Source organism: Paraburkholderia sediminicola, from assembly GCF_046027355.1.
Classification (GTDB): Bacteria; Pseudomonadota; Gammaproteobacteria; order Burkholderiales; family Burkholderiaceae; genus Paraburkholderia; species Paraburkholderia sediminicola_B.
On the sequence record NZ_JAQQEK010000019.1, the window covers coordinates 142075 to 167876 of the forward strand.

At 58.1% G+C, this 25802-nt stretch carries 25 protein-coding genes and 2 pseudogenes; 12 read left to right on the top strand and 15 right to left on the bottom strand.

Annotated elements, in window-relative coordinates; translation table 11 throughout:
- The first annotated feature begins 18 nt into the window (after positions 1 to 18).
- The 5 genes from PQR42_RS28655 to PQR42_RS28675 all read left to right on the top strand — a co-directional run bounded on the left by PQR42_RS28655 (position 19) and on the right by PQR42_RS28675 (position 3445).
- Complete coding sequence (locus PQR42_RS28655; protein ID WP_408494266.1) at positions 19 to 657, top strand: DsbA family protein; 639 nt, start codon at positions 19 to 21, stop codon at positions 655 to 657.
- A gap of 75 nt (positions 658 to 732) precedes the next feature.
- Positions 733 to 1296, top strand: coding sequence for a flavodoxin family protein (locus tag PQR42_RS28660; RefSeq protein WP_408494268.1), 564 nt, complete (start codon positions 733 to 735; stop codon positions 1294 to 1296).
- Between the two features lie 662 nt (positions 1297 to 1958).
- Positions 1959 to 2600, top strand: coding sequence for an HD domain-containing protein (locus PQR42_RS28665; protein WP_408494269.1), 642 nt, complete (start codon positions 1959 to 1961; stop codon positions 2598 to 2600).
- Between the two features lie 114 nt (positions 2601 to 2714).
- Complete coding sequence (locus PQR42_RS28670; protein WP_408494271.1) at positions 2715 to 3101, top strand: nuclear transport factor 2 family protein; 387 nt, start codon at positions 2715 to 2717, stop codon at positions 3099 to 3101.
- Between the two features lie 119 nt (positions 3102 to 3220).
- Positions 3221 to 3445, top strand: coding sequence for an FmdB family zinc ribbon protein (locus tag PQR42_RS28675; protein ID WP_408494273.1), 225 nt, complete (start codon positions 3221 to 3223; stop codon positions 3443 to 3445).
- A 317-nt stretch (positions 3446 to 3762) separates the two neighbouring features.
- Here the strand turns inward: PQR42_RS28675 and PQR42_RS28680 are convergent, their stop codons facing one another.
- The 5 genes from PQR42_RS28680 to PQR42_RS28700 form a co-directional block, all read right to left on the bottom strand.
- Entirely contained in the window at positions 3763 to 3915 is a 153-nt protein-coding gene (locus PQR42_RS28680; protein WP_408494275.1) for a hypothetical protein, read from the bottom strand.
- Positions 3905 to 4315 carry a hypothetical protein gene (locus tag PQR42_RS28685; RefSeq protein WP_408494277.1) on the bottom strand — a complete coding sequence of 137 codons (411 nt, stop codon included), beginning with the start codon at positions 4313 to 4315 and terminating at the stop codon, positions 3905 to 3907. The genes PQR42_RS28680 and PQR42_RS28685 overlap by 11 nt, the downstream gene beginning before the upstream one ends.
- 113 nt (positions 4316 to 4428) lie before the next feature.
- Complete coding sequence (locus PQR42_RS28690) at positions 4429 to 4902, bottom strand: hypothetical protein (protein WP_408494279.1); 474 nt, start codon at positions 4900 to 4902, stop codon at positions 4429 to 4431.
- A 1222-nt stretch (positions 4903 to 6124) separates the two neighbouring features.
- Entirely contained in the window at positions 6125 to 6787 is a 663-nt protein-coding gene (locus PQR42_RS28695; protein ID WP_408494281.1) for a type IV toxin-antitoxin system AbiEi family antitoxin domain-containing protein, read from the bottom strand.
- Positions 6788 to 6917: 130 nt separating this feature from the next.
- Positions 6918 to 8333 carry a TniQ family protein gene (locus tag PQR42_RS28700; protein ID WP_408494283.1) on the bottom strand — a complete coding sequence of 472 codons (1416 nt, stop codon included), beginning with the start codon at positions 8331 to 8333 and terminating at the stop codon, positions 6918 to 6920.
- A gap of 544 nt (positions 8334 to 8877) precedes the next feature.
- Here PQR42_RS28700 and PQR42_RS28705 point away from each other — a divergent pair.
- The gene (locus PQR42_RS28705) at positions 8878 to 9123 is read left to right on the top strand and encodes a helix-turn-helix domain-containing protein (RefSeq protein WP_408494284.1); all 246 of its coding nucleotides are present in this window, start codon (positions 8878 to 8880) and stop codon (positions 9121 to 9123) included.
- 265 nt (positions 9124 to 9388) lie between these two features.
- Here the strand turns inward: PQR42_RS28705 and PQR42_RS28710 are convergent, their stop codons facing one another.
- Positions 9389 to 10135 carry a hypothetical protein gene (locus PQR42_RS28710; RefSeq protein ID WP_408494286.1) on the bottom strand — a complete coding sequence of 249 codons (747 nt, stop codon included), beginning with the start codon at positions 10133 to 10135 and terminating at the stop codon, positions 9389 to 9391.
- 731 nt (positions 10136 to 10866) lie between these two features.
- On the opposite strand from PQR42_RS28710, the pseudogene PQR42_RS28720 reads away from it, so the two are divergent.
- Positions 10867 to 11155: pseudogene (locus tag PQR42_RS28720) on the top strand (tyrosine-type recombinase/integrase); the annotation flags it as partial.
- A gap of 476 nt (positions 11156 to 11631) precedes the next feature.
- On the opposite strand, the gene PQR42_RS28725 reads toward PQR42_RS28720, so the two are convergent.
- A complete protein-coding gene (locus PQR42_RS28725) occupies positions 11632 to 11808 on the bottom strand; it encodes a hypothetical protein (RefSeq protein WP_408387394.1) in 177 nt (58 codons plus the stop codon).
- A 406-nt stretch (positions 11809 to 12214) separates the two neighbouring features.
- Here PQR42_RS28725 and PQR42_RS28730 point away from each other — a divergent pair.
- Positions 12215 to 12460: pseudogene (locus PQR42_RS28730) on the top strand (transposase); the annotation flags it as partial.
- Between the two features lie 148 nt (positions 12461 to 12608).
- Here PQR42_RS28730 and PQR42_RS28735 read toward each other — a convergent pair.
- On the bottom strand, positions 12609 to 13058 hold the full coding sequence (locus PQR42_RS28735; RefSeq protein ID WP_408387395.1) for an Rrf2 family transcriptional regulator: 450 nt from the start codon (positions 13056 to 13058) through the stop codon (positions 12609 to 12611).
- A gap of 364 nt (positions 13059 to 13422) precedes the next feature.
- Here PQR42_RS28735 and PQR42_RS28740 point away from each other — a divergent pair, with 364 nt between their 5' ends.
- Positions 13423 to 14490, top strand: a complete 1068-nt coding sequence (locus PQR42_RS28740) for an alkene reductase (protein ID WP_408387396.1) — start codon at positions 13423 to 13425, stop codon at positions 14488 to 14490.
- Between the two features lie 200 nt (positions 14491 to 14690).
- Here PQR42_RS28740 and PQR42_RS28745 read toward each other — a convergent pair whose 3' ends face one another.
- A complete protein-coding gene (locus PQR42_RS28745; RefSeq protein WP_408387397.1) occupies positions 14691 to 15749 on the bottom strand; it encodes an epoxide hydrolase family protein in 1059 nt (352 codons plus the stop codon).
- Positions 15750 to 15755: 6 nt separating this feature from the next.
- Between PQR42_RS28745 and PQR42_RS28750 the strand changes: the two genes are divergently transcribed.
- Positions 15756 to 16343 carry a LysR substrate-binding domain-containing protein gene (locus tag PQR42_RS28750; RefSeq protein ID WP_408387398.1) on the top strand — a complete coding sequence of 196 codons (588 nt, stop codon included), beginning with the start codon at positions 15756 to 15758 and terminating at the stop codon, positions 16341 to 16343.
- A 214-nt stretch (positions 16344 to 16557) separates the two neighbouring features.
- On the opposite strand, the gene PQR42_RS28755 is transcribed toward PQR42_RS28750, so the two are convergent.
- From PQR42_RS28755 to PQR42_RS28780, 6 genes are all read right to left on the bottom strand, one after another.
- On the bottom strand, positions 16558 to 17202 hold the full coding sequence (locus tag PQR42_RS28755; RefSeq protein WP_408220790.1) for a glutathione S-transferase family protein: 645 nt from the start codon (positions 17200 to 17202) through the stop codon (positions 16558 to 16560).
- A gap of 9 nt (positions 17203 to 17211) precedes the next feature.
- On the bottom strand, positions 17212 to 18864 hold the full coding sequence (locus PQR42_RS28760; protein WP_408387399.1) for an AMP-binding protein: 1653 nt from the start codon (positions 18862 to 18864) through the stop codon (positions 17212 to 17214).
- A 50-nt stretch (positions 18865 to 18914) separates the two neighbouring features.
- Positions 18915 to 19901 (bottom strand): NAD(P)H-dependent flavin oxidoreductase, encoded by a 987-nt coding sequence (locus PQR42_RS28765; RefSeq protein ID WP_408182932.1) that lies wholly within the window; start codon positions 19899 to 19901, stop codon positions 18915 to 18917.
- A gap of 88 nt (positions 19902 to 19989) precedes the next feature.
- Positions 19990 to 20613, bottom strand: a complete 624-nt coding sequence (locus PQR42_RS28770) for a 2-hydroxychromene-2-carboxylate isomerase (protein WP_408387400.1) — start codon at positions 20611 to 20613, stop codon at positions 19990 to 19992.
- Positions 20614 to 20797: 184 nt separating this feature from the next.
- Positions 20798 to 21799 carry an IclR family transcriptional regulator gene (locus PQR42_RS28775; RefSeq protein ID WP_408387401.1) on the bottom strand — a complete coding sequence of 334 codons (1002 nt, stop codon included), beginning with the start codon at positions 21797 to 21799 and terminating at the stop codon, positions 20798 to 20800.
- Positions 21792 to 23360, bottom strand: coding sequence for a class I adenylate-forming enzyme family protein (locus PQR42_RS28780; protein WP_408387402.1), 1569 nt, complete (start codon positions 23358 to 23360; stop codon positions 21792 to 21794). Before PQR42_RS28780 ends, PQR42_RS28775 begins: the two co-directional genes overlap by 8 nt.
- Positions 23361 to 23538: 178 nt before the next feature.
- Between PQR42_RS28780 and PQR42_RS28785 the strand changes: the two genes are divergently transcribed.
- Positions 23539 to 24273, top strand: coding sequence for an SDR family oxidoreductase (locus PQR42_RS28785; RefSeq protein WP_408387403.1), 735 nt, complete (start codon positions 23539 to 23541; stop codon positions 24271 to 24273).
- Positions 24274 to 24566: 293 nt separating this feature from the next.
- The gene (locus PQR42_RS28790) at positions 24567 to 25748 is read left to right on the top strand and encodes an acetyl-CoA C-acyltransferase (RefSeq protein WP_408494291.1); all 1182 of its coding nucleotides are present in this window, start codon (positions 24567 to 24569) and stop codon (positions 25746 to 25748) included.
- The last annotated feature ends 54 nt before the right edge of the window (positions 25749 to 25802 follow it).

Consider the following 25802-nt stretch of genomic DNA (forward strand, 5'->3'; position numbering starts at 1 on the left):
CATCTTTGGAACACATCCATGGCCAAGCGCCTACTTTATCTCCTCGACCCCCTTTGTGGGTGGTGCTACGGGGCCGCACCCGCGCTCTCGCTGATCAACGACATTCCGGACATGGAAGTCGAGCTTTGCCCAACCGGTCTGTTTTCCGATGAGGGTGTTCGCCCCCTGGATGACGCCTTTGCCGCCCATGCGTGGGGGAATGATCAGCGCATTTCTGCGCTGAGCGGCCAGGTCTTCAGCGAGTTGTACCGGACGCGCATTCTTGCCGACCGCAATCAGCAAATCAACAGCGGGCCCGCAACAGTCGCGTTGACTGCCGTCTCGCTGACCGCGCCCGAGCGGCAGGTCGATGCACTCAAAGCCATCCAGCACGCGCGCTATGTTGACGCACGCGATATCACTGACACAGACACTCTCGTTGCGCTTTTGCGAGAAATTGGATTGGAACAAGCCGCGCTGACGCTTGCCGAAGGCAATCAGGAACTGCTCAACGCGAGCCAACGACGCACGGAACACGGTCGCTCGCTGATGAAGCTCTATGGCGCCCGCGGTGTTCCAACGTTTGTACTGAACCGTGGAAACGAGTCCAGTATCCTGCCAACGGCAGCCGCCTACTCGAACCCGAAAGCCTTTGCCGAACAACTCGCCGCCGCTTGACAACGGCACGACCTCAATGAATACGACGCGTCCTGCGTCGCGCACCGACGAATCACATCAAAGGGACATACAAGTATGCGCAACGTTGCGATTGTTTTTCACAGCGGATACGGCCACACGGCCGCCATTGCCAATGCCGTCGCCGAGGGCGCCGCAAGGGTTGCCGGTGTTACCGTCAACCTGATTCCGGTAGATCGCATTGGTGAGTACTGGAACTTCCTTGAGGAGAAAACCGATGCCATTATCTTCGGCACCCCCACCTACATGGGCAGCGCATCTGCCCAGTTCAAGAGCTTCATGGACGCTTCGTCGAACGTCTGGGGCAAGTGGCGCGACAAGCTCGCAGCCGGCTTCACGGTCTCGGCCTCGCAGAGCGGCGACAAGCTGGCCACGCTACAGCAGCTCGCCATTTTTGCGGCTCAGCACCAGATGCTGTGGGTAAGTCTCGGACTGATGCCTGGTAACAACAGCACCAAAGGTGCCGCCGACGACCTCAACAGGCTGGGCTCGTTCCTCGGCGCAATGGCACAGGCTAATGCCGATCAGGGTGCGGAGGGCGTCACCGAGAGCGACAAGCAAACGGCACGCACGTTGGGTGAACGAGTGGCCGTGGCTGCCACACGTTGGGCACGCACTTAAGTCTAGTATTGTCGGCCACCGTCAACGCAGTGGCCGACGACTGCGATCCGGACCGGCTCTATTCCCTTCGACCTTGCGTGATGATCAAGATCTGCTATGTGTATCGGAGAACCTGCACCTCACGGGCAAGTAGTGGCCACGACCGTGCATCGGCGAACGCTGAATCGTATGTGGCTCCGACGACGCGCGGATTTCGCGAAAGAGATTCGTGTCGACTTTGGGGACCGGGGACGTCCATCGATCGTCTCCCATTTCAGATCGAAGAACCCGGCCAAGCGCCGCAACGCTTTACGAACGTCCACTTCGATGTCTTGTCCCTTGAGGCCGATCCCCGTTTCGCTGTCAAGGTACGCGTTTGGACCAGAGCAAACCAGTTCAAGTGTGTGTGGTACGGGTTCGCCTTCACTCAGTTGATTTGCAAGGGTGAATACTTATGCTGGACCAATTATGTCGAACGCGTCCACTGGTGGCAAACCCAGAATCACAATCCGCTTGCGCGCAGTGCCTACGCGTGGGACGGAGTGTCTCGTACGTTTAGTCATTGTGGTTTGTCCGGATACCAAGGTGCACACTGGCACAAATCATCCTAAAACAATCATTTATGACATTGCGAATTTCCCTAAACTCGAAGATCTGTCAACTGCACATCCGCGGAGGGTGTCATGAGCATTCCTATCACCATCGGAGAGTGTACTGCTCCCGATTCTGAATTCACCCGGAAAGCTGTTTCGCTCGTGGAACGAGTGCACACCACGGCGATGCTGGGTCACGTGCACCGCACCTGGTGGTTCGCCGAGTTCCTTGGCAAGAAGCGCGGTTTGAAATACGACCGTGAGATTGTGTATCTCGCATCCTTGTTCCACGACCTGGGCCTGACTGAAGAGTATTGCGCTGACAATCGGTTCGAAGTCGACGGCGCTGATGCGGCCAGTCGCATTCTGCTAGCAGACGGGTACGCGGAGATGAAAGCGCAGCTCGTTTGGGAGGGGATTGCACTTCATTCCAGCGGTGGTATTGCAGACCGGAAGCGACCCGAAATCGCGTTGATTTACTTCGGCGCTCACGTCGACGTGTTCGGGTTCTCGATGGATGAGATCACACCGTCCTTCGTTGACGATGTGCTCCAACTCTATCCACGTGCCGGATTCAAGCTGGCCTTTCAGGAAGCGATTGCTGAGGTTGCCAGAAAGAAACCTCATACAGCAATCGGTACTGGGTTGGCGGACGTCGCGCGTCGCCATGTACATGGCTTCGAATGTGCAAACGTGTGCGACCTGATCGACCACGCTCCCTTCGAAAGCTGAAAACCGGGTTGCCGGAGAGAATGCTTTTCGCCGGCAAATTCAGCGCATGCGACGCAGGAAACCGTTCGTCACGGTATTGGCACTGTAGTAACTTTTCTCAATGGAAAAATTGTCATGTCAAAGAATATCAAGACGGTTGCCACGCGTGATTACGATGCGGTCGTTGATGCCGCCAGCAAGTACGCGAAAGGTATGCGCGTCGGCAACGCAAGTTTGATCGCCGAAGCGTTTTACAAAGATGCCGTGATGTACGGTTTCAACGACAACCATCTGGTAGGCGGCTCGATCCAGAACCTCTATGACTTTGTCGAGAACAAGGGTGAGGCGCCTGATATGGTAGAGCGTGTGGACGTGCTCGCAATGACGCCGACCACGGCTGTCGTTCGGGTCGATATGGAAAATGACGCAATCGGTAGGGACTACATTGACTTTCTCTCTCTGGTGAAAATCGATGATGTATGGCAAGTGATTGCGAAGGTCTTTCATCAGTTCGAAGCCTGAAATCGGACAAGGTAACGCGTGAACCCGATTTCGACTGGCTTGCGAATTCCCGGCTGAACGCCTGATATTGTTCCGTGCAGACTGTGTCGGATCTTTGAGCAATTTTGGTGGAAACGGTCATGCCTCTGTACGACTACCTGTGTGATGCGTGTGGTGTTTTTGAGGTGATGCGCAAACTTGCCGAACGCGACGACCCGGCGTCCTGCGGGAATTGTGGCCAGCCGGCCCAACGGATGCAAACTGCGGCATCGCTCCTCTTGCCGTCGGCCGGCAGTTCCTCCACGGTTACGGAGGGGGCGGGTTCTTACGGAATGCGACACCGAGGGCGATGCTCATGTTGTTGAGCGTTGCACCTTCACACGATGTGCCGGGAGGCTTACGGTGCGAACGCGGCACTTGGTGCGTTCGCTTTGCGCGCGCATCCACCAGCCCAGGGTGCCGGCCTTGGTGCTCGTGGTAGTAATCCTCCTGGCGTCCCAGATCGAGTAGCTGGCCCACGGGGGTCGCCTGCCATCCCGCAGGCGACCCATCGAGCAGATCGCACAGCGGTTCCCAATCGCAGTCGTAATCGAAACACAGCACGCGTTCGGTTTCGTCCGCGAACTGGTCAAGCCACGCGACGAGCGCTGCACGTAAATCCTCGCGTGAACACACGACCAGGCTACTGGCCAAGCTGCGAAAGCACCGCAGCATGCACGAATTCACGACAGCTCGCGCGATCGAAGTCCGATCGCTCGCCGTAGAAATCGCGACCGCCGTCGGCCACGAGCGCGATGCTCGTGAGGTCGCACTCGATGAAATCGCTAAATTCCATGTCGACAAAGACGCGTATTTTTCAGGCTCCTAATGCCGGTTCGCGGGCCTGTTCCAGCGCGTCGCGGGCCGCCCCAGGCGTACGCTTCATGCTCCGCAAAAAGGCCTCCCACCCCTCCTAGGCGATCGCGGCGCGCCCGCTGTCGTCGTGCCGGGCGAAGCCTGCCGGGGAGGCGTCGAACCAGCAGCGCAGCGCGGGCGCGTAGCTCGACGGGCGCGGCGTCGAGATACAGCACCGGTTCGCCCTGCAGCTTGCTTACCGGCGCACGGGCGGCCATGCCCTCGCGCAGCGCATGAGATGCGTCATGCGGGCCGCCCTGCCCGTCGCTGTCGGTGTCGAGCTGCGCGCCCATCCAGTCGAGAAGCCGGCTGGTCTGCAACTCAATGGTGACTCGAAGCATTCACCTCTCCTTTTGATGAATCTCTCTCGGTACAGCAGTTCTGCGAATGCATACTTTGTTTAGCGTTCCTACATATACGCGATCGACTGCGCGTTCAACAGAAAATTCATCGCTTACTTCGGGATACTGATGCAGGGCATCGCCATACGGGCATCAGCGCTGGCGATTCGCCGGGACAATATCTCGCTGGCGAATGCCGCAGCGCGTTCCATCGACAGTGACGATCCGAACCGGCCATGCATACGGCGATCGGCGACAGCTGTCGTCAACGAAAGGTCTGCCGCGCCGGTCCCCACGATCGAATCCAGCACCGCGATCTCAAACTCGAATTGTGCCGCGCGCGTGATCATATCGGCAATGGAATGGTGTGCGTGCGAGAGCGTCATCCCGTACGCGACAGCGACATCGATCAGTGGCCAGCGATGCGCGCTGATGCCGTAGCGGTGCGCAGGCAGGTCGGCATTCCGAACGGCTTTCGCACCCAGAGGCTGCTCCGGCCTGACCAGGTTACGTCCGCGGATGGCCAGACATCCAGCGACGCGACGGATTGTGGTTTCGAGCGTTTCAGCGTCTACGACAACGCGCAATCTGCCATCGCGCAACCCCGGATGTGCCGCCGGAGGCGCCAGCAGTTGATCCCACGCGAGCAGGAGTGCACGCTCCCAACCGCGGAGACGCTCTGCAGTAAGCGCCTTCGGAAACGCCCCCTTGCTCCCACTGCAACAACGTGGGGATTTGATGCCGCACAGCCGCGCGCCACTTCCGCAACCGAAAGGCCTAGCTCCTCGCGCAACCGCCTGGCGCGAGGGCCGATTTCCCGGCACCGGGCCGAGGAAATTCGCGCCTGGAGATCACTCAATTCTTCTTGGACCACTGCACTTCCGGCATTGAACCCAGGAACCGACAACGGCTGCATGGCATGACTTAGCAGCCATCCCTGCGGTGCCTGCAGGGATGCATCCAGCGCGTTCACCATAGCTACCGCAATGGTGTCGGGCAACCTCCCCCTCTCCCACTGCACCAGGGTCGATTGCGCCACGCCCGCCCTGGCCGCGAGTTCAGCCTAGGGCAATCCTAACGCCCTGCGACGCTCGCGCAGGCGCTACGCGATCCGCCGTGCGTCGGATCGTGGAATCCATTCACGGCCTCCGGTCATCCTGGTCTCGTGCCTGGCACCTGCAACATTTCATCGATCGGATGTTTCGTCCGACCCGGAAGCCTGGTCTTCCAGCGGCCGACTCACGTCCGGTGTATTCAGCCCGCAAAGCGTACGCACTGGCCCGCGCGTCATGCGGCGCGTGCCGCTCGCCGCCATACAGAGCGAAGTATCCAGCGCGCCGTTCCCTGTCGCGACGGCCCGCGATATTCTCGACTCGCCAGCCGTGCGGTAGGGGGCCACCCAGCAGGCACCGGAACAGGTTCCGGTCCGTCTCGCAGTCATAGCAAAGCACCGGCCCGAAGTCGCCGGGTATGCGGCCGAGCCATGCGCGCAGTGCCTAGTGCAGGCGGTCGAACTGAGTCGCGCGCCCCTCAAGCTAACCGAGCTGCGGCAGCACCACCCTGCGGACAAAGTCACTGCACCGCGACTGGTCGAAGTCGGTACGCTCGCCGTAGAACTCGTCCCCGTTCTCGCCCGCGATGGCGAGACTGATCAGGAGGCAATCCCGGAAGTCGGTATATTCCGTGTCGATGAAATAGCCGCTATTCGAGCCACCTTGCAGTCAGCGTCAGACGAATTCTCAGGAATGGAAGAGGCGATCATTTACGTCACATCGGCGAGGGAATCGGCGTCGTCACACGAAGGTCTTTTCAGGCGCGCAGCTGCTGAGCCCAATCCACGCCCTCATCCTCCGCGAGAAACTTCAGCCCCCACACTACGTCCCTGCGGGGGCAGCAATCGACCAGCTGCTGCAGAACGTTCAGCCGAATGTTCCTCAGGCTGCCGATGAGGTCTCTCACGTCTTCTATCAGGACCAGCTCCAGTGAGACACTGACGTATTCGAGAATTGCTCGTTCTGGAACCGAAACGAACACCTGTGGATGCCGCCATGCAAGCGGCTTCAACCCGTAACCTTCGTCCATCCCCGTGTCGAACAGGGAGTGGGAATAGTAGGAACAGGCGAGCCTATCCACCGCCCAGGAAGGAACGCTGCAGTAGCCGCGCCCCCATAAATCAACCCGGTCCCGGAAACGAAGTTGATGCGTCATCCGATGCCACTCCAGCGCCGTTCTTCCCCCTACGTGGAGATTCGGGATAAACGCCCGCAAATAGGCAATCGTTCCATCGACACCCGGCTGGTCACCTCGAAGCAGATAAGCATCCTCCGACAACCGTCGCAACCATCCCTGTCGCACGAGTTCGTTCACCTGGTGCGCGTCAATTCCAAGTGCCGCGAAGTAGCGCAGACCAAGCGGCTGTGATCGTGGCGCGAAGTCCATCAGGAACTGCACAACTTCGGTCGTGTTCAGCATTTCGGATCCTTCGCCATTTCTGCGCCCGCATAGCATGCCCCAACAGATTGCAAGGCGCGACAGAGGGGTGTACTTTGGCTACCCATGCGACTGGGAAAACTAGTAGAAGTCAGCTCGCTCGCAGCCAGCGTTATTCCTGCCCGCGCGCAAAGCGCACCCGGTTAATGTCGTGATTAAAGAGGTCAATGTCCGTGAATCCGGATCGCATCATGCGGTCGGCACGAGCGCGCAATTTGTCATCCGGCGCCGGCATGACCGCCATGCCCGCATGTGTCCCAGCGTCTGACACAGCTGCGAACACGGCGATTTCGCGCGGCGACGCAATCAGGTGCGTTCTGCTCATGTAGCCGCGAACGATGTATTCACGCGCCCTCGCGATCAGCATCCCGTAGGTTGCCAGGATCAAAGCATGGCACGCAGAACGCTGAAGGCGATTGCCCACCAACGCCGCCGCGAACACCGTCTCACGAATACCGATCCCGTCAATGGGCGCCGCAACATCCAGTACGAATGGCTTTTCGAACGCGCATCGCAGCAGAACTAACGCGAGTTGCGATGCACGCCAGCCGCCAAGTTCAGACGAACGGTCCCTTTCGAATTCCAGCCTCAAAGGGGGAGCCGCCCGGTCGCGCACTTCGACACTTCGAATCAACGCGCGAAGCGTCGCACGGTAAACATCCAGCGCGCGGCCCGTTGAAAGATACCGGTATTTCGTCGGAAACGGCATTTCGCGAGAATCTGCGCCAATCAGGCGCCAGCAGATATATCCCACAGACCGGCCCTCGCGCGACTCGCAACCGTGTGGATAGGGAGCCATGTCATGCACCGCGCTCTGCAGCAACCGGATCGCATGCGGGTCAAGAGGCTGGCCGCCGCGCTGTGCGACAGCTTCATCCAGACATATCAACCGTTCGCGAGCGAATTCGAGCCATCGGGCAAAAGGATCGAACGATGCATCGATGGCGTCAGCCTGTTGCCATATATCCAGAGAGTCAGAGAGCCTGATCGGGGCGCCGGCGAATGGCGATTGGCAATGGCAGCAATGAAGCGGGTGATCGAACAGCTTGCCAGCCAAGCCATATAGTCCCAAGGAGATTCCGCAGACGCCGCACTGGCCTGTGAGAGGACACCCATGAAATGGGCAGGTCTGCAGCGCCGCCAGTTGGAACCAGAGCGCATGAAATCCTCCCTGCATGCACAGTGGACAATAGCGCAAAGCCGGCGCCCACAAAACTTCCTGCAGATGGATCAGCGGAAGCACAAGCGCTTTTTCGGGCGATTGCCATGTCCACCCGAGCTGTACATTCAGGAAATGCTCGTCAATCCATCCGGTTCGATAAAAGCCAAATCCGGAGCGAGGTGATTTATTTCGTGCGAACAGTTTTCTTGCAACCGAAAGTCCGAGATGATTGAACGCTGACAGACGCAGCAGCACGCCAAACGAAGACTCACTGCGCAGGGGAGCCTGATTCGCGCCTGTCCAGGCACAGTTCGTCATTGAGCTTTCGGCCATGCTCTGCCGGCGCCAGACGAACGGCCCTTGCATCCAACTGTCATACGACTTCGGCGTCCGTCAGCATGCCGCATGCGCTTTTCCACAGACAGAGACTTCCCGCAACTTGAGTCGGCGGAGGCTGGTGCGACCCGCATGGCACCAGTTCGCCCTGCTCCCCCTTCCACGCGTAGTACCGGTCTCGCCCGCGCCTCAGGGCGTGATACGACCATAGCTCATCTACCGGAATCATCCGGTCATGAGCAAGGACATAGACTTTGGGCACCTCCGCCCATGTTTCGCAGAGAACAGAAACTAGCGACTCCGTCCCGGCAACGAGCAGCATGTACGTGTCAGTATCGCTGTAGTCCACGCCGGAGTGATGGACGACGTACGACGGCGAGGTTCGCGAAAGTCCCACTATCTTCCAGCGATCAAATGGATCGAACCGTACGCCAGTGGCTTTTGCCTTCCATGAAATATCAGTAAAAAACATCGCGTTTCAGTTGAGACCTCACGGTCTGCGTCACAGTCAAGGTCATAAAAATGGGTCGTAAATACCGTGGCCTGAACTCTATCATAGCGCGACCATTCGCGCATGGACAGGGTCTCAGGAAAGGTCGACAAGGAACAGCGACTCGCTGCGCTTGGACGCGCCATCCGTCAGAAGCGGCGGGACGCCGGCATTTCTCAGGAAGCGCTGGCTCATTACGCCGGCATCGATCGCAGCCATATGGGAAAGATAGAGCGTGGCGAACGTAACGTCTCAGTGCTCAACGTGCTGAAAATCGCCGACTCGCTGAACTGCAAGGCATCCGACTTCTTTTTGACTTCGGGTCTCTAGAAGACTCCCCATTTTTTTCGTTTTAGTGTCCAGATTCAGTCGTTGGGCCTCAGGGCACCGGCCAGATAATGGAAGCTCGAGTGAAACGTTCGGTTGAACAAGCAGCAACGAGGGCAGCGATGCCGCGCACGTGTGTCGGTCGCCGGTTGCGGACATACGCGCGCCCATCATTCAGGCAAGACGCCGCTGGCACTTGTGACACATTACGTCAACTGCGTGATGCTCGACCGCCCAGAACCATCTTGTTCCAACAATACACGCACGATTACCGCACGCATCTAACAGTATGCCCACGATCAAATTGGGGTAATACTGGGTTCGGCTGGTTTACCCGGAAAGGCCTCACGTCAAGCAGCGGCACCCGGTAGAAAATAGCCAGACCGATCTCCTCGCCGCTGTCTTTTCGACCGTACGCGCACACGCCACCTCGGTGCATCCAGTTCATCCGATTCCCCTCCAGCATCAGACAAGCGAGATAACTCGCAATCGTGACCAACCCGAACGCGCAAATCGCGAGGCGGGTCCCTCCCCGTTGCACCCTCCAGACGCGAGGCGTTTGCTGGACAAGTTCCGTTAGCCAGCGCTGCAACCAGTCCAGATCGTGATAACGGAAGCCCTTCGCCACCGCAGCGCCCAACATGTCACGAGCCAGTGCAAAGTCTGCCGCGTTGGTACAGGCTGGATTGTCAGTTTCATGATTAGCAGACACCGAGTCCATCGTTTTCGCTACTGCACTGGCCCATCGTTGCAATCGCCTAGCCAGCACTCTCCATACGGGCACTGGATTTGCCCTGTATTCGGGTACCTCATTTCGCAATGCATTAACATAGGGACGAGCCGTGAGGCTGCTACGCCAAGAAAAGGCGGTCACGCTCTTCCCTGCACGTAACCTGGCCGGGAATGGCGGTGACTCAGCGTCGATAGCGTGCCTCAGAATCATCTGGTTAAGGCGCTCGCTCGCGATCGGATCATGGAACTCCACGGGGTTCCAGAACTGCAGTTCTTCAGACACGCGCCGACACCAGCGCTCAACCGGCTCGAAGGCAGCAACCAGACTGCGCGTGTCTGCCTGCCAATCCAGCATGTCACGCGCGCTAATTGGCTCGCCCGAGACCGGCATTGAACACCAGCCGCACCCGTACGGCCGCTGGTACGCCGACACTACCCTGTGGTCTATGTGCAACGGATTCCTGGCACCACAACTTTGACAAATCATTGTGAGCGGGCAATTGTGCATCGGACATACCTTTAACCATCGCAATTGAAAAAAGTACGAGTGGTAGGCGGCCAACGCTTACGCGCCCCACTTCATCGCTGACTTTAACGGCCGGTTTGGCAAGATGCCGCGGAGCACATTCGATGCACACCGGCCGCTGCGTGCCGACGACGATCTTGATCTGATCCTGACATGCAGGGTGCCGCGGCGCGTGTCGAAGGTATTGACGGTGCAGTACGACCGGGTGATCTATCTGCTAGAGGATACGGTAGCGAGCCGCAGCCTGATTCACCGTTATCTGGATGTGTTCGAGTATCCGGATGGGCGCATCGAGATCCGGGTGAATGGCGCTGCCCTGCCCTGTGTACCGTATGACCGGCTCTCGGAGATCGATCAGGCGGCGGTGGTCGATAACAAGCGGCTGGGACACACACTGCAGATGGCGCAGGTGATCCAGACGCAGCGTGATGACCGGCTGACATCAGGCTCGCCATCGAGGACCAACCAGGGTGAAGCCCCGCGACCGAAGGAGCGCCGCGCTGCATCGCATCGTCAAGCAGGTCTTCAGCGGAACGGCGGAAGCGCTGCGCGCTCGCGGCGAAACACACGCGGCACGAGCCGATCAGATCGAGCAGGCATCAGCAGCATTGGCTGCGGCACGGCGCAGCGTCACATATGGCAGACCAACAGGTCGATCTGCGGCTGGTGCGCGACAACCTCGGCCATGCGTCGCTCACCACAACGAGTCAGTACCTTCATGTCGACGATGATCGCCGTCATCGGGAAACCGATGAGAAGCATCACATAGGATGGTGAGCCAAACCGCTATGTCAGTCGGACAGCCGCAGCGCCGAAGCCCGCGATTCCCGGCAGGGAGCACCTGCAGCTTACACCCTCACTTTTCCGCAATCAGGCGATAGAGTCTAGCCTTTGCGGAGGTACATCAGGGCGTTACTACGTCGTTGCGAACGGCCGGCATATAAGTGCCGAACGCCCCTTGTCGACCCAACTTAGCCGTTGACAGATTGCAGTCGAGGGACGCGTCCAGGCTCGGAAAGAGACATTGGCTTTAGAGACGGACCAACCTGCTTTAAATCTGACGGCCAGTTCGCGAAGTCCCTGCCCGACCGCGCCATATCGCCGGGCGTTACACTCGGTCGCCATTCGACCTTTGCTTTTAGGCGTCGAGCGATTCCCTACGCCGTACCCGTCGGCAACCCCGATTCGATAGTTTTTCCCGACCCGAGCAGCTATGTCTCGTCGTTCAAATCACATGTGCCACGGCCACCATACTAGATCGAATTATTCTCGGGTCGTCGCTCCCCAGATTCCCGATTCTCCGTCACGGCTCGGCGAACGGCTTCCAAAAGGTCGGGGCGCTCCTCGGGGTCGGGGACTTCGATCAGCTTGCGCGGAGCCTTGGCGTGGGGCTTCAGCGTCACACCGTCAAGTTTTTGCGGCGCAGTCATAGTTCGTCTCCGGCTTCGATCACAGCTAATTCGGACGGCAGGCTCGGTATTGCTTTTGGTTTCGGAAAATCACGCCTTCGGATCTTTACTGACTAGGGAACTGTGGACTCCGTGCGTCGTGCGTCTCCAGGCTTCGTCGGCGCGTTGCTGGGCCGATCTCACGGTATATGCGACCCCTTGCTTGCCTTTCGGAGCTGGCGAAAACGTCGAAGTCAGACCAGAAAATGTCCGGCGGACGGTCTTGCTGACCATGGCGCGCTCCGCGTTTGTGTCGGAATGGTAAGTCTAGGCCTTTACGCGTAACTCGCGATACTGCACGTTTACACTGTGCTTTGGCGAGTCCACTATGGGCGCGAGAGAACGCCTCAAGCGAAACCGTGCCGTACGATCACGTTGCGCCAAGGGAGCCGCACGTGATAAAGCGAGGCGCATCGCGGCAACCCCAGAATACAAACAGTCGCGCCGGCAGCGAAAGAAGGTGGAAATGCTCTTCGCTCACCTCAAGCGCATCCTCAAACTCGATCGCTTGCGACTGCGTGGTCCAAGTGGTGCTCATGATGAGTTCCTGATGGCAGCAACTGCGCAAAATCTGCGAAGAATGGCCAAATGGCTCGCGCCCGAAGGTAAGCAGGCAAACCAGGCAGCTACATGACGAGAAACGGGGGCGTCGCGCGTTGCAAAGCCGCCGCCTCGCTAAACTCTCCAACTCGAAACGTATTGCCAAAGCCCGCGCCCCAAACCCGAATCCGGAAGATCGAGGTCAGCGCTGCAAGCCGCGACAGCCGATAACCGACCCGGATTCAGCCGCGCTTTTTCGATGGTTGCGATGCAAGAGTGTCTGTAAGTACCGCTTCGATCGTCGTGGCGGCAAGCGTCTTTCGAACGCCATCGTCGATCGAATCATAGACTTGGCTCAGCGTCGACCCGATGCCTCGACCGACGGGGCACGCCTGACTCGGTTTCGAAGGGTGCAGCGCGAAGCGCGCACCCTCTTCAAGCGCATTAAAGACGTCGAGCAAACTGATTGCGTCCGCACTCCTCGCCAGACGCCATCCCGCGTTGACACCGCGATAGCTCTCGACAAGCCCGCCTTTCGCAAGCAACCCAAGCGTACGACGAATCACCACCGGATTGGTGTTGACGCTCGCAGCGATCCGATCGGACGTGACCGGGTCAGGAGTGCGCCGTGCGACGAGCGCCATCCACGCCAGGATGTGGGTCGCCACGGTCAAGCGGCTGTTGGCGCTCATAGAAAGCCCGTGTTAGTCAGTTTAGTTGTAACTATATTCGTTACAGCATGGGTAGTCAATCCTGGCATGTTTGATGACTCCGGCGACATAGCGCGTTCTTCGCCTTAAAAGACGGACGATTTCAGGCTACTCGCAGCCTCCCATTGGCGTGACGAAGCCACCCTGCCCCCGTCATTCGAATCCCAGCGACGACGCCCGTTCATGACAAGAGACTTGTGTTGATGGCCTGGATGGTTTATGTTGTAACAACTATTGTTACATCTAGTATATTGCAACGATAAACGTATGGCGTGCAACGTTCCATAGTCAATGAAACGGAGCGGCCGTTCTTGCTACTTTCAACACCGAAATGAGAAGCCCGCAGATGTCCACACTCTTCGATCCCATCCAGATTGGCGCGCTGAAATTGTCGAACCGCATTGTCATGGCACCGCTCACGCGCATGCGCGCGTTCGACGAACGCAGTCCAGGCGTCCTCAACGCACACCACTACGCGCTGCGTGCGAGCGCGGGACTTGTCATTACCGAAGCCACTTCCGTCACGCCTCAGGGCGTTGGCTATCCCAACACGCCGGGCATCTGGAGCGAGAAGCAGATTGCCGGCTGGAAAGAGGTGACTTCAGCGGTACACGATGCGGGTGGCCTGATCGTCTCCCAGTTGTGGCACGTCGGGCGAGTTTCCGATCCGCTCTACCACGACGGCCAACCTCCGGTCGCCCCCAGTGCCATTGCGCCGGAAGGCCATGTCACCCGCGTGCGGCCTCAGCGGCCGTACACGGTACCGCGTGCGCTGGAGACTGAAGAAATCCCCGGCATCGTCGAGGATTTCCGGGTGGGCGCCGCAAACGCACAACGCGCGGGTTTTGATGGTGTCGAGCTTCACGCGGCAAATGGTTACCTGTTCGATCAGTTCCTGCACGACGGATCGAACCTGCGGACCGACCGCTATGGCGGCTCGATCGAGAACCGCGCGCGCTTCCTGCTGGAGGCAGTCGATGCGTTGCTCTCGGTTTGGCCCGCGGAGCGCATCGGCGTGCATCTGAACCTGATGTCGAGTTCGTACTCGATGCGCGACTCGGATCCGCGCGCGCTGTTCACTTATGTCGCCGAGCAACTCAACGCGCGCAACATCGCTTTCATTTTCGCGCGCGAGTCGCTGGATCGCGGCGATGATCGCATCGGCCGTGACGTGCGGCGTATCTTCAAAGGGGCCTACATCCTCAATGAAGGGCTGACGAGGGAGAGTGCGGAACTGGCCATCGAACGCGGCGATGCAGACGCGGCAGCGTTTGGGCGTCCTTTTATCGCCAACCCTGACCTGGTGGAGCGCTTTCGACGCGGTGCACCACTCAATGCGGTCAATCCGGAAACCATCTACGCGGACGACGAAATTGGCTACAACGACTATCCGCTGCTAGATGAAACCGTGTGACACAGACGCGCGATGGATGACATCTCCGCAGGTCTTCAAAGATGCAACGAAGGCCTGTCAGCTGCGGTGCGCAAGGAAGACGTCATTCTGTAAGATGCGGTCGCGGTGATCTATTGACTGATCTGTCCGCAGTATGTGCCTGCAATGGATCATCGGAAAATGCGATCGACGCCATAGTGGCGTCAATCGCATCGTTGAGGTCAGCGCAGCGTCCTGAAGCTCAAGCGCACTTCCTCCACGAACATCCGCGGCTGCTCCCATGCCGCGAAATGCCCGCCTTTCGGAAGGCGGTTGTAGTGAATCAGCTTCGGATACGCTTTCTCTGTCCAACTCTGCGGGGCCGCGTAGATCTCATCCGGAAACACGCTGACGGCAACGGGAATTGCAACGTGCTTCGGCGCAAAGAAGTTGAGCTTGTTTTCCCAATACAGCCGCGCCGACGAAACGCCCGTATTCGTCAACCAATACAGCGTGACATTGTCGAGGACGTCGTCTCGCGTCAGCCCCTCGGTCCGACCGTCAAAAACGCACGCGATCATTGCCTGACTGGCGGCGTCGTGATCGAGCATCCAGGCAGCGAGGCCGATAGGCGAATCTTCGATCCCATACAACGTCTGCGGACGGTTCGCCATCTCTTGCGCGTAGCCGAGACCGTGCTTGTAGAAGTAGTCGAGCTGATCGAACGCGTGCTTCTCATCGGGCGAGAGTCCGGCCGGCGGCGGGTTTCCGTATTTCAGTGCATTGGCAATGTCGTCCGGTACGGTGGCCGGCATGTTGGTATGAATGCCGACCAGTTCCGGTGGCGCGATGAGCGCCATCTGTTCCGTGGCCGCATTGCCCCAGTCGCCTCCTTGCGCCACATAGCGCGTGTATCCGAGGCGCTTCATCAACACGATCCACGCGCGCGCAATACGTGCAGGATCCCAACCGGTCGTAGTCGGCTTGCCTGAGAAACCATAGCCCGGCAGCGAAGGAATCACGATGTCGAAAGCGTCCGATGCATTTCCACCGTGAGCCGTCGGGTTGGTCAGCGGATCGATGATCTTCAACTGTTCGATGATCGAGCCAGGCCATCCATGCGTGACGATGACGGGTAACGCATTCTGATGTTTCGAACGAACGTGGATGAAATGGATGTCGATCCCATCGATCTCGGTGACGAATTGCGGCAGCGCATTCAGTCTCGCTTCGACCTTGCGCCAGTTGTAATCTGTCGACCAATGCCGGTGATAGTCGAATTTCTGAGTGCGTTTCCGCAAATCCACATGCGCGTGCAATTGACAGACCGGCTCGTGAATTTGCTGGATGAGCGCGTAGATCTGGTGCTGCGGCTTGGGGAGCAACCGAGCAGCAGCCTGATCGCAACGCGTGTCGGGCTGCATCGACAAGTGCTGTGCGCAAGCCCCGCCTATCTGAAAAAGCATGGGACACCGCGGAGGCCCGAAGACCTTCTGTCGCACGACTGCGTGACATACGAAGGATACGCGGTGGGCAGCAACTGGGAATTTCAGTCAAGAGGCCGAACACTGAAGATCGAGGTGCCGTCCCGGCTAGTGGTGAGCTCGGTGGAGGCTGCCATCGTTGCCGCGGCGGAAGCGGCCGGCATTGCACGGGTCGTGTCGTACCAGATTGAAGAACCGGTGAAATCCGGTAGTCTCGTGAAGCTTCTGGAAGCCTTCGAACCGCTGCCGGCGCCTGTCAACCTCATGTACGCGGCCCAAGGCCAGATACCGCTCAAACTTCGGGCATTTATCGATTTCGCGGTGCCGAGACTGAGGGAAAGGCTCGGCCTCGCGAGTGCTGCAGGTCCACGGACGCCACGCTCGCGCCGCAGGCCAGCGGCATCGTCTTAAGGAACAGGAAAGTTCCCGCCAGCCGGGGCACGTTCTGCGACTTGCGTGGTGGCGCAAATCGCCTTTCGCTACATCGAAGTTAACGTGACCTACTTTTTTGCCATGCAGGTCGTCTACGACCGTCAACTTCACAAAGCCGCTACATATCCCCGCTGAGGAACATAAAATTCTTCCGAACAAGCAAGAGATAGGTGCGAACGGATTGCAAGACATATTACGCTTGCCCGCCATCCTGACGATTCGGAGCACTTTCTGCATTCAGTGCGCGCCTGAATGCATCTCTTGCGCGCAGCCGTTCGAGATACGCGAATACTTCCGGTGGAAAATCGTCCTCCAGCCCGTTCATTGCCGCAAATATGAGCGCATATCCGACCGAGATATCAGCTGCTGTAAAACGGGCACCGCACACGTAATCGCTCTTGGAGAGAATTGCGCTGATTGCCCGAAGGCGCCCGAAGAAAAAACGCCGGTAATCGTTAGCCACCCGGGGTGCTCGAGTTTCCTCGGGTTCGAGCCGCGTGTATCGCATGTAAATGGCGATCGGAAACGTCAGTGTGGCTTCACCGAAACTCAAAAAATTGAGGTATCGCGCGTACGTTGAATCCGACGGCGAAACGGAGAAGCTATGGGTTTCGTCCCGATCTGCCAGATACTGGCAGATCGCGCTGGACTCCGTCATGATCACATCTCCGTCAATGAAACACGGGACGGTTCCTAGCGGATTCAATCCCAGGTACTCTCGCGCCTTCACCCGCGGAGGAAATGGCAGGACGTGCAACCGATAAGGCAACTGCAGTTCCTCAAGCATCCACAGAGGGCGAAACGATCGCGACCGGGCGCAATGATAGAGGTCGATCATGGTCAGTGGTTATTCGTTGCGAAGCATTGGTCCAGGTGCGTCCACTCGAGTCGTGCCGGTGCGCATCGAAGGGGCCGCCGCGGCCCATTCGCGTAAGACAGCCTTTGCTATCTTCCCGATTCCAATGCGCGGTAGGCTCTCGATAAGCAGAACCTCACTCGGCCCTTTGAATCTTGCCAGGTTTTGCGCACAATGCTCACGCACCACATCTGGCAACAGTCGGCTCTGCTCCGGATCAAGGTCCGGGCTTGCGACAACGTATGCGACGACCACCTCGTTATACATTGCACAAGGCTTACCGACGACCGCGACCTCTTTCACAGAAGGCAGCCTTGCGATGGTCGCCTCGACTTCCGCTGCTGAAACATTCTCGCCGCCAACCTTGATGATGTCTTTCTGCCTGTCGGCAAATTCCATCCAGCCATCGTCGTCGAGCCTGACTCGGTCTCCTGTTTTAAAATAGCCGGCCGAATCGAACGACTCTTCTGTCGTGCGTTCGTCGCCATCGTACTCGCTGAAAATTGAGAGCCCGCGACGGCCGCCAACGAGGAGACTTCCTGTTTCACCCGCTTTAACATGACGCCCCTCGTCGTCCACCACTCGCACCTGATATGCATGGCTCGGTCGCCCGATTCCGCCCGTCAATTTTCCGTGACTCGGCGTAGACACGATGACCTGGGTCAACACCTCCGTCATGCCCCATCCGGCCACCATTGAAACACGGTAAAAGGATGACAAGGCGTGGTCGTGTCGAGAAGTTACCCAGACGCGGAAGTTGTGGTCGGGCACCGGCTCGGTTTTCAACGCTGCCATGGTGAAATGCACCTGAGAGCCTACGCTCGCCCTGTACCGCAGCGCGCTGTCCCAATAACGGCTTCGGGAGAATTTTGGCTGAAGGACGACTGTGCCACCTGCCCACATTGTCGAAAAAAAGCACCAGGACAGGCCAACGACATGAAAGAGCGGAAGAAAGAGCAGGTGAATATCGCCGTCCTGCAAGCGCTGTTGCCGGGCGTTCAGTTCCGCTGCCCAAAGGATATTGGCATGCGTCCAAACAACCCCCTTTGGTCGAGAAGTGGAACCTGTGGTGTACATCACCGACGCCTGCGCCAAAGGATCGGCCGGCCTGCGAGGCAGAGGCCCGGCATACAGTCTTGAGAAGTCAAACACCCTCTGAGCCCCTACCGCACTCTCACCGCCTTCGGCCTCAGCATTCACTACAGCAATCCAGGCAAGTTGGGGGCAATGCTCTGCGAGAAGTGAAGCGAGATGAGACTGGGTCACGGCGCAGACAGCGCGCGCAGCGGCAACCAGGTATGCGAGTTCGGGTCCCGCTGCTAGCGCATTCGTTGCGACGCACACCGCGCCAAGCCAGGCGCACGCAAAGCGAACCAGCACTGCCTCTGGACAGTTCTCCATGTGGACAACGACGCGGTCACCTGCGCGCACTCCACGGGCAGCCATACCGCCCGCGAGACGCTGCACATGTTCAAGAAGATCCGCATAGCTGTACGTACGACCCTGGCCATCGAAGGGATCCCATATGAGGAAGGGATGATCTCCTCGACGTGCAGCAAGCTCGACCAGCCATGTGGCGATGTCATAACCGGCATAAGGGTTCGTAACGACGTCTTCAGTATCGGAGATGCTGGATGGGACCATACTGCTTTCTCTCTGTCATCGGGTGGTTGGGACGGTAAGTTCGCAAGTTGTTAGACGCTGCGCAGGCTTGATTCCGGAAATGCCAATCGTGATTGCGCCTGGTCATACTCGTGCCTCAGCCGCTCTATCAGTTTTGCTGCAGGTACGATCTGCTTTACAGCACCGATTCCCTGACCTGCGCCCCACACGTCCCGCCAGGCTTTGGCCTTTGCATTGCTTCCCGATCCAAAATTCATAGTTGACGGGTCTGACTCAGGCAGGCCATCTGGATCAAGTCCCGCTGCAACAATGCTTTTGCGCAGATAGTTGCCATGCACACCCGTAAACAGATTCGTATAAACAATATCTGACGCCTCGCCTTCGACAATGGCATCCTTGTAGCCTTCGACGGCGTTGGCTTCCTCCGTGGCGATGAAAGCACTGCCGACATAGGCGAGGTCGGCACCGCTCGCCTGCGCTGCCAGGATCGAGTTGCCGTTGGCAATTGCGCCTGACAACAATAGCGGGCCATCAAACCATTCTCGAATTTCCTGCACAAGAGCGAACGGCGAAAGCACGCCGGCGTGACCACCGGCGCCGGTTGCAACTGCGATCAGTCCGTCTGCGCCCTTCTCGATTGCCTTACGTGCAAACACGTTGTTAATGACATCGTGAAACACAATCCCTCCCCACCCATGGACTGCATCATTGATCTCTTTCCTCGCGCCGAGTGAAGTGATGACAATCGGGACCCGATATTTCTTGCAGACTTCCATATCCGTGTCGAGACGATTGTTTGATCGATGGACAATCTGATTGACCGCGAACGGTGCCGATGGTCGCTCCGGATGATTCCTGTCATGCTCCGCCAACTCGGTTGTGATGCGATCGAGCCATTGCTCAAGCACCCCTTCAGGTCGGGCATTCAACGCAGGAAAGGAGCCGACAATGCCGGCTTTGCATTGTGCAATGACGAGATCAGGGTTCGAAATGATGAACAAAGGCGAACCGACGACTGGGACAGAAAGCCTGTTATGCAGAATGCTGGGAATAGCCATGCACATACTCCGTCGTAAAACGATTTTGGAAAAGTACCGCTGTGAGCGAGCCCTGCAGGGCGCTGCTTCTACCCGTTGACCACTTCTTTCAGGCCTGAGGTGCGGTCAACCTGATGACTTCTTCTTCGACATCGCGCAATTGGTCTTTGCCGAAGTACATTTCGTCGTTAACAAAGAAAGTCGGTGAGCCAAATGCTCCTCGGTCAAAAGCTTCCTGGGTATTGTCGATCAGCCGCTGCTTGACCTCGGGGACGTCGATCCGCTGTGCAAATCCTTTGCCGTCCAGACCGGCCTTATCGAGTGCCGCGCAAAGCACGGCAGGGTCGCCCATGTCGAGTTCGTCTTCCCACATGAACCGGTACACTGAAGTCACGTACAGGTCGAACGTTCCGTCCAGCTGGGCTGCGACGGCTCCACGCATCAGCTTTAGTGTATTGATCGGAAAATGCGGGTTGTACCGGTACTCCGTGATCCCATATCGGGCAACAAACCTGGCAGTTTCGAGTTTGCCGAACTGTGGTTTGTTCTTGATGTGGGAAAAGGCGTCTGCGGGCGATTGATTCCCAGTCAGCTTGAATAGTCCGCCGAGCAGAATAGGCACGTACCGGAACACCACTTCATGGCGCGCCTCGATATGCGGAATCACCTTGTGGCTGAGGTACGCATTTGGACTGCCGAAGTCAAAAAGAAAATCAACCTGGATCTTACTCACGTTGTCTCCCGTCATATCGTTCAACATGCACTATATTGTGCATATGCACTTGAAAACAGTCATTGCGACCGGAATTCGCAATGATCAATCGACCGCTAAACGACAACCGCCCATGCTGAAAATAATTGTCGCGGCACCGTCATCGTGCCGGAAAGGCACCGATGCCACCGTGCACATTTTTCAGCTACGGCATCTTGCCGAGATTTTCCTCAATGCTTTTCACGATATTGATCAACTTCGAAGCGAAGTGCATCAACTGATCTTTTGGGAACGCTTGCGCAGCTCCAGCAACACTCATGACCATAACCGGCAGTCCCCTCCCCGGATTGAATGGGACGGCAATACCGTGCACGCCCTTCACCCAGTCTCCGAGAGAAGAGCAGCATCCCGTCGCTTCATACTCGTCCACCGCCCGCACAATACCTGCGCTTATCGCGGGCCAAGCTGCATCGTCCAGCGCGCGGATTCGTTCCATCAGATCTGAACGTTCGGGCGCGGGCAATCCGGCCAGCAACGCCCGGCCTGCGGCGGTGGTCCCTAAGGGTATGCGCGAGCCTACGTCCAGACTAAGGGTGACGATGGAACTTCCCTTGCAACATTCCAGGTACAACATTGAAAGCCGGTCGCGCGTTGACAGCGCAACGATGGCCTCGGTCTCTGCGGCAAGCAACTGCATGAACGGACGGGCGACCTGGCGCACGTCGAGTTTCGCCAGCATGGCGCTACCCAATGCAACCGTTGCTGTCCCGAGGCGATATTTACCGCTGTTCGGCACCAGATGAAGATAGCCCAGCCTGGTCAACGTGTACGTCAGTCTCGTAACGGTCGAACGCGGCAGCCCGCATTTTTGTGCGATCTCGTGATTGGCCAGAAAGTTATTGCCCGTTTTAAAGCAGCTCAATACCTCCAGGCCACGAGCGAGAGCCGTAACAAAATGACGATCAGACGTGCCATCAGATCCTGATTCCTCGTCCGCTGCGTCATCATCCACGCGATCGCCTTCTGCTGTGTTCATATTCAATTTTTCATCTCCGGCCGATCGCCGTTCGTAGAGGATTGTCAAGGTTGCTGCGTCGCACAACACATTTTGCAGCAGCCCGGGCATCCTGGTCGGCGCCGCGAGCCGCGACACGATACCACGCGTCCAGTACGAAAAAGCGGGCTTGCCGGCTTCACTGTCAGCCACCAGGATGCGCCGCGCGGCGCTCCGCGCTTCGTAGCACGTCAAGCTCGCGGAGATTGCTTTTTAGCACTTTCCCAGTCGGCGCGGCTGGGAGCTTTTCTATCACGTGAATTTCCGCTGGCACCTTGTATGGCGCAAGTTGCTGCCGAACCCATCTGTCCAGATCGTCGGTGTCAACATAGACATTGGCTTCGGGCTCTACGTAAGCGATAACCTGTTCGTTTCCTTCGGCGGGGCGGCCGATTACCGCGGATTGAACCACCCCGGGATGGGAATTTATCGCCTGCTCGACTTCGACCGGAAAAACGTTGAATCCTGAGCGGATGATCAACTCGCGGGTACGGCCCATGATGAAGACGCCGCCGTCCTCGCCCTGTCTAGCGAGGTCGCGGGTATTGAACCAACCATCCTGAATCGACTCTGCCGTCAGGTCCGATGCGCGGTAGTAGCCTTTCATTACATTGGGTCCACGCACCCACAATTCGCCAACTTCGCCACGGGCTACCTCGCGGCCGTCACTTCCCATCATACGAACCTCGACGCCCGGTACGGGTGGTCCAACGGAACAGTCGTTCCGGGGAACAGACAGCAACAATGTCTGGCAAATGGTCGGTGAGGTCTCTGTCAGCCCGTAGCTGTTTTGCAGGGTTGTCCGCATGGCCGCCTCGACCTGCGCCTTGAGCTCTGGAGTAAGAGGCGACCCTGCCGCACCGACTGAGCGTAGCTGATGGCGACTTATATCCACGCCATTCGCGCGCGACCATTCAAGCAACTTCGAAAACATCGCAGGAACACCGACGAAAACGGTCGCGCCGCGCTTGAGTATCGCGTCGGCCAGCGCCTCCTCCGAGTAGCGCGACTCGATGACCAACTTGCTACCGCAAGCAAGCGACCCCAGGAGTTGCGATGAGAGTCCCACCACATGCGCCATGGGCAAAACGCCATAAACCGTATCTCGCGGCGACAGGAGCCTGACCGATCGTGCGACTTCCGATATGAATAAGAGATTCGAATGCGTCAACATGACGCCCTTCGGGCTGCCTGAGGTGCCGGACGTGTAAATCATCACCGCGACCTGTTCGGCGGGGTCAGTGTGCGTTTGCTCTGCTGCAGCCGGCTCGTTCAGCGGCCCGATATATAGACGGCCAGTCAGCGGCCAGAATTCTTCCTTTGCACCACCCCGACGGGCATGCGCTTCAGCTTCCGGAGAGACTTCAGGCGTATAGATGACGCGCCTCGCACCCGAATGCTCAGCGAAGGTATCGATCTCCCGCGGTGACAGGCGCGCATTCGCCACGACAGTCCACGCATCAAGCCGGCTCAGCGCCAGCAGGAGCACGCCTACCGCGACGCAGTTCTCGCAAACAACGAGTACGCGGTCACCCGGTCGCACACCGAGTTCGCCCAAGCGTTCCGCAGCCCCCTCGACTGCCTCATGCAACTGCCTGTAAGTGAGACTGGCAGTCCGGTCGAGCAAGGCGGGCGCATCCGGACTCGCGCTGACCCATGGGTCGATCACGTGGTGAATGCGCCGTAGCGGACGCCGGTTCAGCAGGACAGTCATGCAGTGTCTCCGAGTCATTTTCGTATCGCTCTGCGGTCTACTATACTGCACAGCGGTTCATCCAAGCAAATTTTATCACTTCCGACAGCACAAAAAATCTTTGACTTTCCTAGAGTGCGTTCCGATAATGGATTGCAGTGCAGTTCGTCATTCTGCGCTGCGGTTCAATATCGGAGACATGATGGCAACATCCAAAAAGGCTGTAGTGGTGATCGGGGCCGGCGACGCGACCGGCGGAGCAATCGCACGTCGTTTTGCGCGCGAGGGTTACGTCGCATGCGTGACCCGCAGACATCCGGAGAAACTCACTCCCCTTGTCGAACAGATTCGCTCGGAAGGTGGTGAGGCGCACGCCTTCGGGTCAGACGCACGCAAAGAAGAGGCGATGGTTTCCCTGTTTCAGGAAATCGAAGCGAACATTGCTCCAGTCGAAGCCGCCATTTTCAACATTGGCGCGAACGTCAAATTCGACATTACGGACACCACTGCCCGCGTGTATCAGAAAGTTTGGGAGATGGCGTGTTTTGCCGGCTTCCTGATGGGCCGGGAAGCGGCAAAAGTGATGTTGCCCCGTGAAAAAGGCTCCATTTTCTTTACTGGCGCCACTGCGAGTTTGCGCGGCCGAGCCGGTTACGCAGCGTTTTCTGGCGCGAAGCACGCGTTGCGCGCGTTGGCCCAGTCGATGGCCAAGGAATTGGCACCTAAAGGATTACATGTTGCACAGCTGATTGTCGACGGCGCCATCGACACGGAATTTATCCGCGAGAGCTTCCCCGATCGTTACAAACTCAAGGAAGTCGACGGCATTGTCAATCCCGAACATATTGCCGACACCTACTGGATGCTGCATCAGCAGCCACGCGATGCGTGGACGCATGAGCTCGACATTCGGCCCTGGATGGAAGGGTGGTGAGCGCATCGGAAGCTGACTTGCGCGGCGATTTGCCAAGCCGCCAACTTGCTCAGCGGCTCCCGACCCATTCGTAACCCGGCGGCTGGATGGATTAGTCCTCGTCGCTGCAATCAGCAGTCCGCCTCTGAACGCACTGAGCATCCGGGTCCGTGCGGAGCTTCTGGATGCCGTCCGGTTCGCGGAGACCAACCCTGCAATAAGGGCGGTTCACCGCTTCTCGTCCAGCTGGCAGGTCAAGGACCAGACTTCTCCTGCTTAACCGACTAAAGACCTACTTCCTTCTGAAGAAATATATGCGTGAAGCCGTCATTGTTTCCACCGCCCGTACTCCGCTTGCAAAATCTCACCGTGGAGAGTTCAACCGGACACATGGGCCGACCCTCGCCGCATGGGCCGTTCGAGCAGCCGTAGACCGCTCAGGCGTGGACCCGTCCCTGATCGAAGACACCATTCTCGGCTGCGGGTATCCAGAGGGCATCACCGGGCGCAATGTAGCCCGCCAGACTGTCGTACGGGCAGGCCTCCCTCTGTCCATTGCAGGGACAACCATAAACCGCTTTTGCGCCTCGGGACTTCAGGCAATCGGAACGGCGGCCGCACGTATTGTCGTCGATGGTGCACAGGCTGTTATCGCCGGAGGCGTAGAAAGCATAACCGGAATCCAGACTCGCGAAGACGCCGACAAACACCTTGATCCGTGGATTGCGGAGCATAAGCCTGATCTCTACATGGCCATGATCGATACGGGTGACGTCGTCGCAAAGCGCTACGGCATCAGCCGCGAAGCACAGGACCGATTCTCTCTCTCAAGCCAGCAGAAGACTATGCGGGCGCAGGCTGAAGGCAGATACAAGGAAGAGATCACTGCTGTTACCACCACGATGGCGGTCAAGGATAAAAACACCGGCGTCGTCACGCTGAAAGAAGTCACGATCGACAAAGACACATGCAACCGGCCCGACACCACGTTCGAGGGCCTCTCGCGGCTCGAGCCAGTAAAAGGCCCGGACCGATTCGTGACAGCCGGCAACTCCTCTCAATTGTCTGACGGTGCATCGGCCTGTGTACTGATGAACGCTAAAGATGCCGAACGGGCGAACATCGATCCCCTCGGTGCGTTCAGAGGTATGGTTGTCGCCGGCTGCGAGCCTGACGAGATGGGCATCGGACCCATGCTGGCCGTACCGAAGCTGCTTGATCGACACAATCTCAAGGTGGATGACATAGGACTTTGGGAATTGAACGAGGCATTTGCATCACAGGCGATTTATTGCCAGGAAAAACTCGGAATCACGTCTGAACGCCTCAATGTCGATGGCGGTGCAATTGCCCTAGGCCATCCATTCGGAATGACAGGTGCACGCCTGGCCGGCCACGTACTCCTTGAAGGACGCAGACGCGGCGTGAAATATGCCGTAGTGACAATGTGTATTGCTGGCGGCATGGGTGCGGCGGCGCTCTTTGAGATCTTTTGAGGAGGCCGAGTAGATGGACCGCGAATTTAGCGCAGAGGAAAACCGCTTCCGTTC